Raw genomic sequence first — 14697 nt, 5'->3', positions numbered from 1 at the left:
TTGAAATTCCCCAAGCATGTATCGCAACAAGGCTCTTGCAGTACATGCACACCAAAAATTTGCCTCAGCACGTACTGTGACATCGTTCCAGCGTACCGCGATAATAAAGCTCTTCATTTTTTCTATACTCCCATTTTGGCGTATACATCCATCCAAATTTCCCAAAAAGTACGTATTTCCAAAGATTCTCCTACAACTGTTGCTTGTCCTTTTATCGGAATACTTTTTTAAATTGATTAAAGGTATGGAAAGGAATAAAATTTATTTTGGTATGTGAACGAAAGAGGAAAAAAAGGAGGTGCCCGTATGCCGAGAGCGCTTTGGATGATCATCATCGGAATGGTAATTAATGTAACTGGTTCATCTTTTTTATGGCCGTTAAATGCAATTTATATTCATGGACATTTAGGAAAGTCTTTATCTGTGGCAGGTCTTGTGTTAATGGTGAATGCGGGTGCGACTGTTATCGGAAATTTAGTGGGCGGTGTCCTATTTGATAAAATTGGTGGTTACAAGTCAATTCTTGCAGGAATCCTCATTTCCTTGGTGGCTCTTACAGGCTTGACCTTCTATCATGGGTGGCCACATTATGTTATTTTTCTTACCATCATCGGCCTAGGTACGGGGATGGTGTTTCCAGCCATGTTCGCAATGGCAGGAGCTGTTTGGCCAGAAGGTGGAAGAAGGTCATTTAATGCTGTCTATATCGCGCAGAACCTCGGAGTAGCAATAGGCTCAGGTCTTGGTGGTTTTGTAGCTTCTTACTCGTTTGATTATATATTTATGGCAAATACATTGATGTACGTCTTATTCTTCCTAGTAGCATTATTCGGTTATCGTGGAATACATGCTGAAAAAGGAAAGCAAACAAGTATGCTTGAACAACCTAAAGCAATCAAAAACCGTTCGAAATTAACTGCTTTATTGATTCTATGTATCGGTTATGTCTTATGTTGGGTGGCCTATGTGCAATGGCAGGCTACAATTTCAAGCTATACACAGGACATCGGCATTACATTAAAACAATATAGTTTATTATGGACTGTGAACGGTGGATTAATTGTTCTCGGACAGCCGTTACTGAACATGGCGATAAAAACCATTGCTAAATCCTTGAAAAAACAAATTATCCTTGGAATTCTTATTTTTATTTGTTCGTTTCTACTTGTCTCGACTGCCGACTCATTTAGTGGATTTTTAGTGGCAATGATTATTTTAACGGTTGGTGAAATGTTTGTTTGGCCGGCTGTCCCAACGATTGCAAATGATCTTGCACCAAAAGGGAGAGAAGGTTTTTATCAAGGGATTGTAAATAGTACGGCTACCGGTGGCAGAATGATTGGACCTGTCCTTGGTGGAATGCTAGTTGATTTATGGGGAATGAGTATGTTATTCACAGTTTTAGCAGTTTTATTGATTGTTTCTATTTTTACAACAGTGATCTATGATAGAAAACTAGAAGAAAATAGCAATATTGTACTAAGTGCGAAGGCCTGATACATGACTTGTATCGGGTCTTTATTTTTTTTATCCTCTTTAATGAATCACGATTCAGATGATATGATGTACGTAGGGGAGAGTGTGGGAACATGTTTAATCAAGATGATTTGGAATTCAAAAATAAGATTCTAGAAACGATTATTGATACTGCTTATGAATGGATTGTCGTCGTAGATCATCAGGGGAAAATAGTGTATATCAATCACAATTATTGTGAGTTCTTAGAGGTCAATCGAGAAGAAGTCATTGGAACACACGTAACAGAGGTTATTGAAAATAGTAGGATGCATATTGTCGTTCAAACTGGGGAAGAGGAAATTGGGAGCCCTCACTATATTAAAGGAAACTATATGATTGCCAATCGGATTCCGATTCATTCAGATAACAAAATTATTGGGGCTGTTGGCGCCGTTATTTTCCGAGATACAAAAGCCTTAAATAAAATGAACACTCATATTAAAAGCTTGATGTCACAGCTCCAAACATATATAGAAGATTGGCAGGAGAATAATGGGGCGAAATATACATTAAATGATATCAAGACGGAATCTAGGCAAATTCTTGAATTAAAGGAAAAGGTTAAAAATATCGCATCAGGGGATATTTCCGTTCTAATTAGAGGCGAAAGCGGAACCGGTAAGGAATTATTCGCCCATAGCATTCACCAATTAAGTGAGAGAAGTAAAAATCCTTTCATCAAAATTAATTGTGGTGCAATTCCAGAGCATTTGTTGGAATCTGAGCTGTTTGGGTATGAGGAAGGTGCATTTACTGGTGCAAAAAAGGGTGGTAAAAAAGGTAAATTTGTTCTTGCGGATGGAGGGACCATTTTTTTAGATGAAGTCGGTGATATGCCGTTACATATGCAAATAAAGTTATTGCGCGTACTTCAAGAAAAAGAAGTCGAACCAGTGGGTGCATTAAATCCTATTCCTGTGGATGTTCGAGTGATTGCAGCCACTAATCGACCATTAGAGCAAATGATCGTTGAAAAACGATTTAGGGAGGATTTATTTTATCGGATCAATGTCATTCCATTTACAATCCCTCCACTAAGAGAAAGACCAGAGGATATTATTCCTTTAACAAAGTATTTTATCGAGAGAGCCTCAAAGCGAATGGGAAAGCGTATCACCGCTATCGATGATGAGGTGATGAATATTCTTCAAGTCCATCAATGGCCAGGAAACCTCCGTGAACTGGAAAATGTAATAGAAGCTGCCATTCATTTAACAACTGGAGAAAAAATTGAACTTAGTTCATTACCAGATTATTTGGTGGATGATCCGAAATTATTAATTGGTCAAAAATCATTAAAGGAAATTCTTGAGGATACTGAAAAAAGGGTCCTCACGAAAACACTGCATAAATACAATAATGATAAGCAATTAGCAGCAAAAGCACTCGGTATTAGTAAGTCTAGCATGTACGAAAAACTTAAAAAGCTAGACTTCGAAAGATAGATTCCAGTTTTCCGGAACGTAATTCCGGTTTTCTGGAATCGTTTTTTTATCCAAAATACAGGCTTTTATACGGAACTTAAAATCTAGCATTCCAGAATTCCGGAATTTATATAAAAATAGAAAGTAAAATATGGCGAATTTCTGAACTTTACAAAGTTGGCACGCCACTTGCAAATAAGTAAATTGAAATTTATTAAAATGGGTGGTGAAAAATTCTGAAATGCATCTAGCCGGTAGTACATTTATCAAATGATCTATGAAGAGAAATGAAAACGGTTACTATTTTGAGTGAGGGGGAAACACAATGCTTAGTATGATCGGCCTTATTGGCGGTTTATTATTGCTGATTTATTTAACAATGAGGGGGATGAACCTATTAATCGCAGGTCCTTTATGTGCCCTGTTTGTTGCCGTGTTAAGTGGACTACCGTTATTTCCACAGTTGGCAGGTGAGGGGGAAGCCAATTTTGTTGGGAACTATATGGCTGGATTTTCAAGTTTCGTTACTTCCTGGTACCTCATGTTCTTACTTGGTGCCATTTTTGGAAAGGTGATGGAGGACAGTGGTGCTGCAGATAGTGTATCAAGGTGGATTGTTGATAAATTAGGTATGAAATATGCAGTTTTCGCTATAGTACTTGCATGTGCTGTTTTAACGTATGGGGGAGTAAGTTTATTCGTTGTTGCTTTCTCAGTTTATCCGATGGCAATCAGCTTATTTAAAGAAGCGAATTTACCAAGAAGATTTATTCCAGCTACGCTGGCATTCGGTTCTGTTACATTCACAATGACTTCTGCGGGATCTCCAGAAATTCAAAACTGGATTCCAATCGAATATTTAGGTACATCACATTTAGCAGGCTGGGAAGTAAGTGCAATAGTAGCTGTGTTTATGATGATTTTCGGTGGCTGGTGGTTAAAACGGATGATTAATAAAGCAGTTGCAAAAGGTGAGACCTTCGTTTCAAGAGAGAATGACCCAACGGTTGAAAATAAAGAACTCCCTCATCCGATTATGGGACTCATTCCATTGGCGGTAGTTCTTATCATTTCGTTCATCTTTCATGACAAGCTTGCTCAATCTGCACTTATTATTGCTTTATTAGGTGGGGTTATTTCAACTTACTTATTAAATCGTAAGTATTTTACATCTATAGGAAAGGCTCTTTCAGATGGAACGATGGGTGCGTTGATTGCAATTGGTAATACCGCAGCTGTTGTTGGATTTGGTGGAGTTGCAAAGGCAGTACCTGCTTTTCAGGTAGCTGTCGATGCAATGACAAGTATCCCTGGAAGTCCTTTAATCGGTGGCGCAATTGCAGTTAGTGTGATTGCTGGGATGACGGGGTCGGCCTCAGGTGGTCAGGTAATTGCACTTCCACTTATAGCCCCACATTACATGGATTTAGGGGTTAATCCAGAAGCACTTCATAGGGTTGCTGCTATATCGTCAGGTGCTTTAGATTCACTTCCACATAATGGATATGTTGTCACGACAGTCCGTTCCATTTGTGGAGAGTCACATAAAGATGCATATGGTGCAGTTGGAGCTTTAACAGTTATTGTTCCTACAATAGGGCTTATTTTAGCCATTATTTTGTTTTCACTAGGCCTAGGGATTTAGGAGGACATTTATTTTATGGTTAAAAATCAGGTTATCTTAATTACCGGTGCAGCACGTGGAATTGGCTTTGAAATTGGAAAAGTCTTTGCTGAAAATGGCGCACGTGTGGTGTTAACGGATATGGATGAAGCGGAGGTAAAAAATTCTGCATTACAGCTTCAACAATCAGGTTATGAAGCAATCGGATTAAAATGTAATGTCACGAATGAAACAGAAATTATGAAGATGATCAATGAGTCTGTTTCAACATACGGAAGAATTGATTGCTTAATCAATAATGCAGGGCTGCAGCATGTGTCTCCAATCGAGGATTTTCCAACGGAAAAATTCGAGCTACTATTATCAGTTATGCTAACTGCCCCATTTGTTGCCATTAAGCATGTTTTTCCGATTATGAAACAGCAGAAATTTGGTCGGATCATTAATATGGCATCCATAAATGGGTTAATTGGCTTTGCGGGCAAAGCCGCCTATAATAGTGCAAAACATGGTGTTATTGGTTTAACGAAGGTTGCCGCATTAGAGGGAGCAGAGCATGGGATTACGGTGAATGCTGTCTGCCCGGGATATGTGGATACACCACTTGTAAGAAACCAATTAGTTGATTTAGCAAAGACAAGGAATGTTGATTTGGAAAAGGTTTTAGAAGAGGTTATCTATCCGCTTGTACCACAAAAACGATTGCTAGCTGTGGATGAGATTGCAAATTATGTACTATTTTTAGCAAGTGAGCACGCAAAGGGAATAACAGGTCAGGCATGTGTAATCGATGGTGGTTATACGGCTCAATAAAAATAGAAAAAGAATCTCAGATTTTGAGATTCTTTTTCTGCTATTTTTCTATTTTTGTGTTAAACTTTATTTAGACTTTTTGTTGACTGTATTAAGAAGTGCCAGTTGTGTACTTTTTTAATATGGTCTTTTTTAATGCCCAGCTGCTGTACTTCCATCATCTTTCCCATCTGCAGTTACCTTTAACAATGCTGCTGCTCCTTTTTGAACGTGGTTAAATTGATGGGTAACGATTGAGTATGTTCCTTCTTTCATTACAGTGAATTCTACAACCGCACCACCGCTCGCAGGAAGCATTACTGTTTGTAGTCCTTCCATATGATTGTATGGGTTACCGTCGATATATACGTCGTCAAAGATTGTACCAACTACGTGGAAAGAGCTCACTTCATTTGGACCTACGTTGTTAATGTAAAGTCTAACTTTGTCGCCCACTTTTGCAAGTAGTGGTGTTTCTTTTAATGAGAAAGTATCACCATTTGTGTTTAAGTCGCCTTCTTTAAGAGCTTTTGTTGAAAATACGACCTGGCTAGGTACACCGTTTGTCATGTCATCTAAATCATTGTATTTGTACCATTCGTTTTGGATGATAAGGTATTCTCTGTCAATCTCATTATCTGTTGGATAGCCATTTTTCGGTTTAACAATAATGGTTCCATGCATGCCATTTGCAATATGTGATAACACAGGTTTTGTACCACAGTGATACATGAACACTCCTGGTTTGTTTGCTGGATAAGAGAATGTTCCACTTTCATCAGGCATGACATCAATGAAATCCTTTGAAGGTGAAGCATGTACTGCATGGAAGTCCATACTATGTGGAATAGCTGGATCCATATTTTTTAATGTAAAGTTAATAGTGTCACCTTCGTTTACAACTACAACAGGTCCAGGTGCTTCACCATTAAAGGTCCAAGCCTTATAGGTATAGCCTTTGTCAATTTCAATGTCCGTAATCTGTGCAGTCATTTCAACATTTACAACATTTTCTGAAACTCTTTCTACTTTTAAAGGAACTGGTTCTTGGTTAAGGTCTTTGTGTGGGGCAATAATTTCCCCAGTTTTTGTTTCAGTAGCAGTTGTTTGAGCCTCCACCTTTTTCTCTAATGTCACATCTTGCTTTCCACAACCAGATAAAACAATTGAAGTTCCAACCAATGATGCGAGTAACCATTTCACTTGCTTGTTCATAAAATTTTACCCCCTTGACTTGGTTATTGATTTGGTTTTTGATTTCCTTCTACACCTTAATCATATTCAGAGAGGGGACCCCAAAGAGTGATTTAAATCACGATATTGATGGTAATCTGTGTACAGTTTGTGAAAAGGTGAACATATAAACAACTTTCCAATAGTGGTAAGGGTTTAAAGGCCTTCGAAACATCATTTTTAGTCAAAATTACATCACAATTTAGTGCTGTTTTCACAAAGTACGATTCGTCTTATTTTAGAAGGAAAATGAGCTAATTTGAAAAATAAACCGTCCATGTTTAGTAAAAGATAAATTGGGTATAATGTTGGGGGAAAAGCCCAAATTTTCCTATTTTACTTGCAGTTCTATCACAAATTCTATACAATACTGAATATAATCAAAAATACATGAAGCGTTGAAAAGGAGTAGTAGTGTTCTACACACGTGTTAGAGAGTTGACGGGTGGTGCAAGTCAATCGTTGATGAACATGAACTCGCCTTAGAGCAATAAGTATGAAATGCAGGAGCAAACTAGTGCTTATCGACTGGTCCGCGTTAAGGATAAATGAAGTGAGTGCACAATTTGTCACTAATGTGGGTGGTACCGCGGGAAGAATACATATCCTCTCGTCCCTTTTTGGGATTAGAGGTTTTTTGTTTTTTTTAGAGGTTTTTAGGATTATTAAGGAGGAAGTCTTATGAGTTTTAATCACCAAAAGATCGAAAAAAAATGGCAGCAGTATTGGGAACAGAACAAAACATTTAAGACAACTGAAGACAAAGGTAAGCGTAAATTTTATGCGCTAGACATGTTTCCATATCCATCTGGTGCAGGACTACATGTAGGTCACCCAGAAGGCTATACTGCTACTGATATTTTATCAAGAATGAAGAGAATGCAAGGGTATAATGTTCTACACCCAATGGGATGGGATGCATTCGGGTTACCTGCTGAGCAATATGCATTAGATACTGGAAATGACCCTGCTGAATTCACTGAAAAAAATATCAATACCTTCCGTCGTCAAATTAAAGAACTCGGATTTTCATATGATTGGGATCGTGAAATTAACACAACAGATCCTAAATATTATAAATGGACACAATGGATTTTCACAAAGCTTTATGAAAAAGGTTTAGCATATGTTGATGAAATTCCTGTTAACTGGTGTCCAGCATTAGGAACAGTACTTGCTAATGAAGAAGTCATTGATGGAAAAAGTGAACGTGGAGGCCATCCTGTAGAAAGACGCCCAATGAGACAATGGGTGTTGCGAATTACGGCATATGCTGAGCGTTTACTAGAAGACTTAGAAGAACTAGACTGGCCGGAAAGCTTAAAAGAAATGCAGCGTAACTGGATCGGTCGTTCTGAAGGAGCACATGTAACTTTCAACATTGATGGACATGATGAAACATTTACTGTTTTCACAACACGTCCAGATACTTTATTTGGTGCAACTTACGCGGTACTTGCTCCTGAGCACCCATTTGTTGATAAAATCACGACACCTGAACAAAAAGAAGCAGTTAATGCTTACTTAAATAAAGTTAAAAGTAAGAGTGATCTTGAGCGTACAGACTTAGCAAAAGATAAAACTGGGGTATTCACAGGTGCATATGCCATCAACCCTGTAAATCAGGAAAAAATGCCAATCTGGATTGCGGACTATGTCTTAATGAGCTATGGAACAGGCGCAATTATGGCAGTTCCTGCCCATGATGAGCGCGACTATGAATTTGCTGTGAAATTTGAATTGCCGATTAAAGAAGTAGTTGCTGGTGGAGATGTTACTAAAGAAGCATATACAGGTGACGGTGAACATGTAAATTCAGATTTTCTTAATGGCTTAAATAAAGAAGAAGCCATTACTAAAATGATTGCATGGCTTGAGGAAAATAAGATTGGTAAAAAGGAAATTACCTACAAACTTCGTGATTGGTTATTTAGCCGTCAGCGTTATTGGGGTGAACCGATTCCAATTATTCAATGGGAAGATGGAACAATGACAACTGTTCCAGAGGAAGAACTTCCACTTATGCTTCCAAAAACAAAGGAAATCAAACCGTCCGGAACAGGCGAATCGCCTCTTGCGAATATCGCTGATTGGGTAAATGTGGTTGATGAGAAGACCGGTAAAAAAGGTCGTCGTGAAACAAACACAATGCCACAGTGGGCAGGTAGCTGTTGGTACTATTTACGTTATATTGATCCACATAATGAAGAAGCTCTAGCAGATCCGGAAAAATTAAAAGAATGGTTACCAGTTGATATTTACATCGGTGGAGCAGAGCATGCGGTGCTACACTTGCTATATGCAAGATTCTGGCACAAAGTTCTGTATGATATTGGCGTTGTTTCAACGAAAGAACCATTCCAAAAGCTTTTCAACCAAGGAATGATTCTTGGTGAAGGTAACGAAAAAATGAGTAAGTCAAAAGGAAACGTTGTAAATCCTGATGACATTATTGAATCACATGGTGCAGATACACTTCGTTTATATGAAATGTTCATGGGACCATTAGATGCATCCATCGCTTGGTCAACAAACGGACTTGATGGGTCACGTCGATTCCTAGATCGAATTTGGCGCTTACTCGTTGATGACAATGGAAACATATCATCAAAAGTAAAAGCTGATTCTAATGACACTTCACTTGAACGTGTGTATCACCAAACAGTGAAAAAGGTAACAGAGGATTACGAAGCATTACACTTTAACACTGCGATTTCACAATTAATGGTTTTCATTAATGAAGCTTACAAAGCATCAGAATTGCCAAAACCATTCATTGAAGGGTTTGTAAAACTTCTTTCTCCAGTTGCTCCGCATCTTGCTGAAGAGCTTTGGGAGCAGCTTGGTAATACAGGTACTATTGCTTATGAATCATGGCCAGCATTTGATGAAGCAAAATTAGTGGAAGCTGAAATTGAAATTGTTATTCAAGTGAATGGAAAAGTAAAGGCGAAGCTTCATGTTCCAGCGGATGCTTCAAAAGAAGCACTTGAACAAATTGCAATGGGTGCAGACCCAATCAAAGAACAAATCGAAGGCAAAACTGTCCGTAAGGTAATTGCGGTACCAGGAAAGCTTGTAAATATTGTTGCGAATTAAAAATAAAGCCCTCCAAGTGGAGGGCTTTATTTTTGTAACAGGTAATACGCTTATTCAACCATTTCAGATTGTAGATAGTGATAAATCAATTTTGTTGTGTTTTCGATTGAATCTTTATGTGTGCGTTCAAATGCATGAGAAGAGTCAATTCCAGGACCGATTAATCCGTGGATAATATCATGTCCAGAACGAATCGCAGCAGAAGCATCAGATCCATAGTAAGGATAGATGTCTAGCTTGTAGCCAATTTCATGCTTTTCAGCAAGCTGGACTAGCTTTTTACGGAAAGCATAGTGATATGGACCGCTTGCATCTTTCACACAAATGGAAACTGTATATTCATCTGTTGATTGACCATCACCCATAGCTCCCATATCCACTGCTAAATATTCGACAGTTTCAGGGGTGATATTGGAATTTCCACCATAGCCGATTTCCTCGTTATTCGAAATAAGAAAATGGGTTGTATATGGAAGTTCAATGTTTTCGGCTTTGATTTGTTTAATCAGTTGAAGCAGAATACCAACACTTGCTTTATCATCTAAGTGACGAGATTTGATATAGCCTTTGGATGTAACCTCAACTCGTGGATCGAAGGAAACAAAGTCCCCAACCTCAATCCCAAGAGCTCGAACCTCATCTGCATTTTTAACTTTTTCATCAATACGGACTTCCATATTTTCTTGATTACGCTCTGCCTTCCCAGCATCTTTATAGACATGTACGGATTGTTGATGCATCAGGATTGTACCCGTATAGAATTTTCCTGTTGAAGTTTCGATGCGGCAATATTCACCTTCAATGGAGTTATATTTAAAGCCACCAATGAGATCAAGTTTTAATCGACCGCTGGGTTTGATTTCTTTTACGATAGCCCCCAATGTGTCCACATGTGCAGTGAGCATACGGTGTTTTTGTGTGTCCTTTCCAGGAAGTGTAGCGATGAGACCGCCTTTGCGATTTCGATATGTATCCACATTTGCTTCTGTTAAAAGCTTCTCAACGAATGTAATTACTTCATTGGTGTTCCCGGATGGACTTGGAATCGAAACAAGTTCTTTTATGAGTTGAACCGTTTCGTCAGTATTTGGATAAGTCAACTTCATTTCCCCCTTGATGTTCAGCTAGTTACATCATACTCTTTTTTATATAGAAATTCTAGTTTGACAAAACGTGGAAAATTGTATTCTTTATTTCCACTTTGTTATAATAGTCGAGACGATTTTTGAAAGGATGGGACCTATGATTGAAGAAATCACAACAGAAGAATTAAGACAAAAGCTTGAGAATGGGGAAAAATTAGAGCTTGTCGATGTCCGTGAGGATGAAGAAGTAGCAGAAGGCATGATTCCGGGCGCTAAGCATATCAAAATGGGGGATATTCCAGATAACCTTGGGTATTTTGATAAGGATACAGAATACATTATCATCTGCCGCTCTGGTGGAAGAAGCTTCAACGTTTGTGCTTATTTAGATGACCAAGGTTACAAAGTCCGAAACATGGTCGGTGGGATGATGAATTGGACGGGTGAAACAAAACGATAAAAAAGATACTAATACATATCTAGCGTGGATTCTTATATGAATTCACGCTTTTTATTATAGTTGGAATAATAAACAATAATATTATGTTTAAAATTAATAAAAATTTATTGATAAACAATAAAAAATCCTATAAAATCAAACTAGAAAGAATGAATTGTTATAAAGGAGGAAAATATGACACTATTTTTAATAGTCGGTATATTGTTAATCATTTTAGTAGGGGTAAATCGAAATAAACTGGTAAATAGTATTGGTCTCAATAATGGTCTAGTAAAAAATCTATCAAGCTATGAGTGGTTCCAAAATCCATGGCTTAGTGGGCTATTTTTATTTGTGTTAAATGCAATTCTATTTGGCTCAACTCTACTAATACTCTTTTTATTGGGCTTTTTAACCATTCCTTATATTCATTTATTGATTATGTTTGGAGCTGTTATTGTAAGCTTGGTAGCCTGGATTATTCTATTACATGCATGGACTGGAGATAAGAAGGGTCGGATTATAAGAGGGTTTATCGGTAGTAGCTTTTATTTACTACTCACACTTGTATTCACCTACATGATTGTAACACTTGAACCACAATTCCCAGGCCACGATACATTCATGGCATTTATCGGTCTTGTAATGGCAATTACAGTAACATTGGTAGCTTTCATAACCTGCTTTTTATTTACAGGTTTGTTTGAAAGAAAGGAAATTCATTAATTTTAGATTTTAGTTAATCAAGGAAGAATATTCAAGATTTTTTGATGATAATGGCAGAGGAGGGCATAGAACAAATGCCTGATAAGCTATGACTATTATAAAAATAAATAGTGGAAATATGAAAAAAACGCGATGCGTTCAGATCATTTATGCAACCTTTCACATCCCTTTTCGACTATACCTAAAAAGGGGGTCGACGATTTGAAATATTTAAAAGGACTACTTGTCCTGCTGTTACTTTTTCTGATTTTTATTAGCCTTTTTCCTCGTCAGGCATCTGCATGTGATTGCGCTCGGCCGGAATCCGTAAATGATGAGTTAAATAGAAAAACAGCGGTTTTTTCTGGAAAAGTGATTGATCTTGTTGATGAAAATAAATTTTCCTACAGCCAATCGAGTGCAGACCCAATAAACGTGTTATTCGAGGTTAAGGAAAGTTGGAAAGGTATTCATACTTCCCAGGTTATCGTAAGCACTGCAAGATCAGGTGCGAGCTGTGGATATGAATTTGAATTAAACAAGGAATATCTTGTATATGCGTACGGTGATAAAGAACAATTAGAAACAGGATTTTGTGAGAGAACGGAATTATTATCTGCAGCGGGTGAGGATCTAGATATACTTGGAAAAGGGAAGGTTCCAACTGAAAAAGTGGATTTGCAAGGAGAGCTAAGGGAGCCAGAAGAACCAGGAAAATCAAATCTTGTTTTGTACCTTTCCATAGTCGGAATCTTATTCATTGTAGGGTTCGTAATCCTTAAAAGAGTGAAAAAACCTAGTTTATAAGCTTAAGAATCTAAAACTCTGTCAATACTAGTAGTGGAGGTGGAGTTTATGGCATTAAAGGTTAAGGTTTTTGATGAAGAACATGAAGAGGATTTAGAACATAAGATGAATCGTTTTTTTGAAAAAGTGGATGAACATGATATTGTTGAGATTAAATTCCAAGTTGGGGTATCCTGTGACCAAGAGGATGATCAAATTTTTTGTTTTTCGGCTATGATTATATATAGAGCCTAACCCACTAGTTACTAATGAGTTAGGCTCTATTTTAGTTTCGTAAGGCAGTTGCATGCTTTCCTGCGTTTTCACCGGCTAATCTCCCTGTCACAAGGGCTGATGTAATGTTATAACCGCCCGTATATCCGTGAATATCAAGGATTTCCCCACAGAAAAAGAGTCCCTTCATTAATTTTGATTCCATTTCCTTTGGATGAATCTCTTTTATTGACACCCCACCACCCGTTACAAATGCTTTTTCAATTGGCAGCGTTCCGTTGACTGTAAACTGAAATTGCTTGCAATCTTTTGCAAACGCACGAATACGATCATGAGATAAGTTTGCATAGGTAACAAGAGGGTCGATTTCATTTTTCTCCAGCAAAAATAGTAGGTATCTTTCTGGTAAAAAGCCTTTTAAGATATTTTTTAAAGATTTCTTTGGGTCCTCTTTTGATTGTTTTAAAATCTGTTGGAAGATTTGGTCCTCGTTTAATGATGGCAGTGCATCAATACTGATAACTACACGGTTTACATTAAACTTTTTCATCGTTTTTACAACAAATTGACTACAGCGTAAAACCGCCGGTCCCGAAATGCCAAAGTGAGTGAACAGCATGTCCATTTGATGGGTGATAACTGTTTTTCCTTTGGGGTTTAGGACACTCACAGCAACATCCCGTAGTGCTAAACCTTGTAAGGTTTTGTTTTTAATGAATTCCTCATCCGATGTAACCGGGACTTCAGTTGGAAAGAGATCTGTTATCGTATGACCGGCTGCTTCTGCCCAAGCATAGCCGTCTCCAGTCGAACCTGTTTGTGGCACCGATTTACCACCGACAGCGACAACGATGCAGCCAGCTTCTACATATTCACCGTTTTTTAAATGTACACCAGCAACATGGCCATCTTTATATTCAAGCCTAGCAACAGGCGTGTTCGTTTCGATATGGACATCTAATGACTTGAGCCTAGTTAACAAAGCATCAACAACAGATTGCGCTTTATTGGTTGTTGGGAACATTCTGCCATGGTCTTCTTCTTTAAGCTGAATTCCTAATTTTTCAAAGAAAGCTATAATATCTTCATTATTAAAAACAGAAAATGCACTATATAAAAATCGACCATTTCCTGGAATGTGCTTAATAATTTCATCGATTGGAAGACGGTTTGTGACATTACAGCGCCCTCCACCTGAAATCGCAAGTTTTCTTCCAAGCTTATTCCCTTTATCTAAAAGAAGTACCTTCGCGCCTTGCTCACCGGCGGCGATCGCAGCCATTAAGCCAGAAGGTCCTCCTCCAATTACAACAACATCATACTGCAAATTTAAACACTCCTTAATCTAAAAATCGCTTCCGAACTTCTGGAGAAGGTAGCATACAGCTTTCCTGTTTTCCAAACCATTTATAACGATTATTGGCAATTATATGATAAAGTATGTCCCTGAGGGGGGCCGGTATCACTTTAAAACTATACAGAAAGCGGTATGCACCACTTAGATTACGACAGACTCTAAGAGCTGCACTTGATTTTGTAAAATAATGATCGCCTTCAATTAATACGAAACTATTAATATCCTCAGGAATGTTATGTTTTTTCAATAATGACTTTCCTGCTTCACTTTGCAGGGACGCAAAATGGTACATTTGTTTCGAATCTCTTTTCAGGATAAATTGCACACTGCTATTGCAAAAATGACACACTCCATCAAACAAGATAATATGATTCATGGCCTTCCACACTCCCATATTTTCT

At 37.9% G+C, this 14697-nt stretch carries 13 protein-coding genes and 1 other annotated feature; of the genes, 9 read left to right on the top strand and 4 right to left on the bottom strand.

Annotated elements, in window-relative coordinates:
- Positions 1-306: 306 nt before the first annotated feature.
- The 4 genes from RGU12_RS17475 to RGU12_RS17460 all read left to right on the top strand — a co-directional run bounded on the left by RGU12_RS17475 (position 307) and on the right by RGU12_RS17460 (position 5379).
- On the top strand, positions 307-1497 hold the full coding sequence (locus tag RGU12_RS17475) for an MDR family MFS transporter (RefSeq protein WP_309537196.1): 1191 nt from the start codon (positions 307-309) through the stop codon (positions 1495-1497).
- A 92-nt stretch (positions 1498-1589) separates the two neighbouring features.
- The gene (locus RGU12_RS17470) at positions 1590-2963 is read left to right on the top strand and encodes a sigma-54 interaction domain-containing protein (protein WP_309537195.1); all 1374 of its coding nucleotides are present in this window, start codon (positions 1590-1592) and stop codon (positions 2961-2963) included.
- A gap of 304 nt (positions 2964-3267) precedes the next feature.
- Complete coding sequence (locus RGU12_RS17465; RefSeq protein ID WP_309537194.1) at positions 3268-4587, top strand: GntP family permease; 1320 nt, start codon at positions 3268-3270, stop codon at positions 4585-4587.
- 15 nt (positions 4588-4602) lie between these two features.
- Entirely contained in the window at positions 4603-5379 is a 777-nt protein-coding gene (locus RGU12_RS17460) for a 3-hydroxybutyrate dehydrogenase (RefSeq protein ID WP_309537193.1), read from the top strand.
- Between the two features lie 132 nt (positions 5380-5511).
- On the opposite strand, the gene RGU12_RS17455 is transcribed toward RGU12_RS17460, so the two are convergent.
- A complete protein-coding gene (locus tag RGU12_RS17455; protein ID WP_309537192.1) occupies positions 5512-6573 on the bottom strand; it encodes a multicopper oxidase domain-containing protein in 1062 nt (353 codons plus the stop codon).
- 407 nt (positions 6574-6980) lie between these two features.
- Positions 6981-7212: a binding site (T-box leader), on the top strand.
- 60 nt (positions 7213-7272) lie between these two features.
- Here RGU12_RS17455 and leuS point away from each other — a divergent pair.
- On the top strand, positions 7273-9690 hold the full coding sequence (gene leuS, locus RGU12_RS17450) for a leucine--tRNA ligase (protein WP_309537191.1): 2418 nt from the start codon (positions 7273-7275) through the stop codon (positions 9688-9690).
- 50 nt (positions 9691-9740) lie between these two features.
- Here the strand turns inward: leuS and RGU12_RS17445 are convergent, their stop codons facing one another.
- The gene (locus RGU12_RS17445) at positions 9741-10796 is read right to left on the bottom strand and encodes a M42 family metallopeptidase (RefSeq protein WP_309537190.1); all 1056 of its coding nucleotides are present in this window, start codon (positions 10794-10796) and stop codon (positions 9741-9743) included.
- Between the two features lie 136 nt (positions 10797-10932).
- On the opposite strand from RGU12_RS17445, the gene RGU12_RS17440 reads away from it, so the two are divergent.
- The 4 genes from RGU12_RS17440 (at position 10933) to RGU12_RS17425 (ending at position 12960) form a co-directional block, all read left to right on the top strand.
- Entirely contained in the window at positions 10933-11235 is a 303-nt protein-coding gene (locus RGU12_RS17440; RefSeq protein WP_309537189.1) for a rhodanese-like domain-containing protein, read from the top strand.
- 174 nt (positions 11236-11409) lie between these two features.
- Entirely contained in the window at positions 11410-11940 is a 531-nt protein-coding gene (locus RGU12_RS17435; RefSeq protein ID WP_309537188.1) for a hypothetical protein, read from the top strand.
- Positions 11941-12141: 201 nt separating this feature from the next.
- Positions 12142-12726, top strand: a complete 585-nt coding sequence (locus RGU12_RS17430) for a hypothetical protein (RefSeq protein WP_309537187.1) — start codon at positions 12142-12144, stop codon at positions 12724-12726.
- Between the two features lie 48 nt (positions 12727-12774).
- The gene (locus RGU12_RS17425) at positions 12775-12960 is read left to right on the top strand and encodes a sporulation protein Cse60 (protein ID WP_309537186.1); all 186 of its coding nucleotides are present in this window, start codon (positions 12775-12777) and stop codon (positions 12958-12960) included.
- Positions 12961-12991: 31 nt separating this feature from the next.
- Here the strand turns inward: RGU12_RS17425 and RGU12_RS17420 are convergent, their stop codons facing one another.
- Together RGU12_RS17420 and RGU12_RS17415 are read right to left on the bottom strand one after the other, a co-directional pair.
- Complete coding sequence (locus RGU12_RS17420; RefSeq protein ID WP_309537185.1) at positions 12992-14266, bottom strand: BaiN/RdsA family NAD(P)/FAD-dependent oxidoreductase; 1275 nt, start codon at positions 14264-14266, stop codon at positions 12992-12994.
- A gap of 13 nt (positions 14267-14279) precedes the next feature.
- Entirely contained in the window at positions 14280-14672 is a 393-nt protein-coding gene (locus tag RGU12_RS17415; protein WP_309537184.1) for a thiol-disulfide oxidoreductase DCC family protein, read from the bottom strand.
- Positions 14673-14697: the final 25 nt, after the last annotated feature.

Origin of the sequence: Ferdinandcohnia sp. QZ13, from assembly GCF_031324165.1 — a bacterium.
In the GTDB taxonomy this organism is placed as follows: Bacteria; Bacillota; Bacilli; order Bacillales; family Bacillaceae_L; genus Ferdinandcohnia.
Note: the sequence above shows the minus strand (reverse complement) of the source record. Positions and strands in the feature narration are given on the sequence as shown.

Bases quoted from the DNA above. Each gene is read 5' to 3' on its own strand.
- RGU12_RS17475 (WP_309537196.1), top strand. From the start codon at position 307: ATGCCGAGAGCGCTTTGGATGATCATCATCGGAATGGTAATTAATGTA.
- RGU12_RS17470 (WP_309537195.1), top strand. From the start codon at position 1,590: ATGTTTAATCAAGATGATTTGGAATTCAAAAATAAGATTCTAGAAACG.
- RGU12_RS17465 (WP_309537194.1), top strand. From the start codon at position 3,268: ATGCTTAGTATGATCGGCCTTATTGGCGGTTTATTATTGCTGATTTAT.
- RGU12_RS17460 (WP_309537193.1), top strand. From the start codon at position 4,603: ATGGTTAAAAATCAGGTTATCTTAATTACCGGTGCAGCACGTGGAATT.
- RGU12_RS17455 (WP_309537192.1), bottom strand. From the start codon at position 6,573: ATGAACAAGCAAGTGAAATGGTTACTCGCATCATTGGTTGGAACTTCA.
- leuS (WP_309537191.1), top strand. From the start codon at position 7,273: ATGAGTTTTAATCACCAAAAGATCGAAAAAAAATGGCAGCAGTATTGG.
- RGU12_RS17445 (WP_309537190.1), bottom strand. From the start codon at position 10,796: ATGAAGTTGACTTATCCAAATACTGACGAAACGGTTCAACTCATAAAA.
- RGU12_RS17440 (WP_309537189.1), top strand. From the start codon at position 10,933: ATGATTGAAGAAATCACAACAGAAGAATTAAGACAAAAGCTTGAGAAT.
- RGU12_RS17435 (WP_309537188.1), top strand. From the start codon at position 11,410: ATGACACTATTTTTAATAGTCGGTATATTGTTAATCATTTTAGTAGGG.
- RGU12_RS17425 (WP_309537186.1), top strand. From the start codon at position 12,775: ATGGCATTAAAGGTTAAGGTTTTTGATGAAGAACATGAAGAGGATTTA.
- RGU12_RS17415 (WP_309537184.1), bottom strand. From the start codon at position 14,672: ATGAATCATATTATCTTGTTTGATGGAGTGTGTCATTTTTGCAATAGC.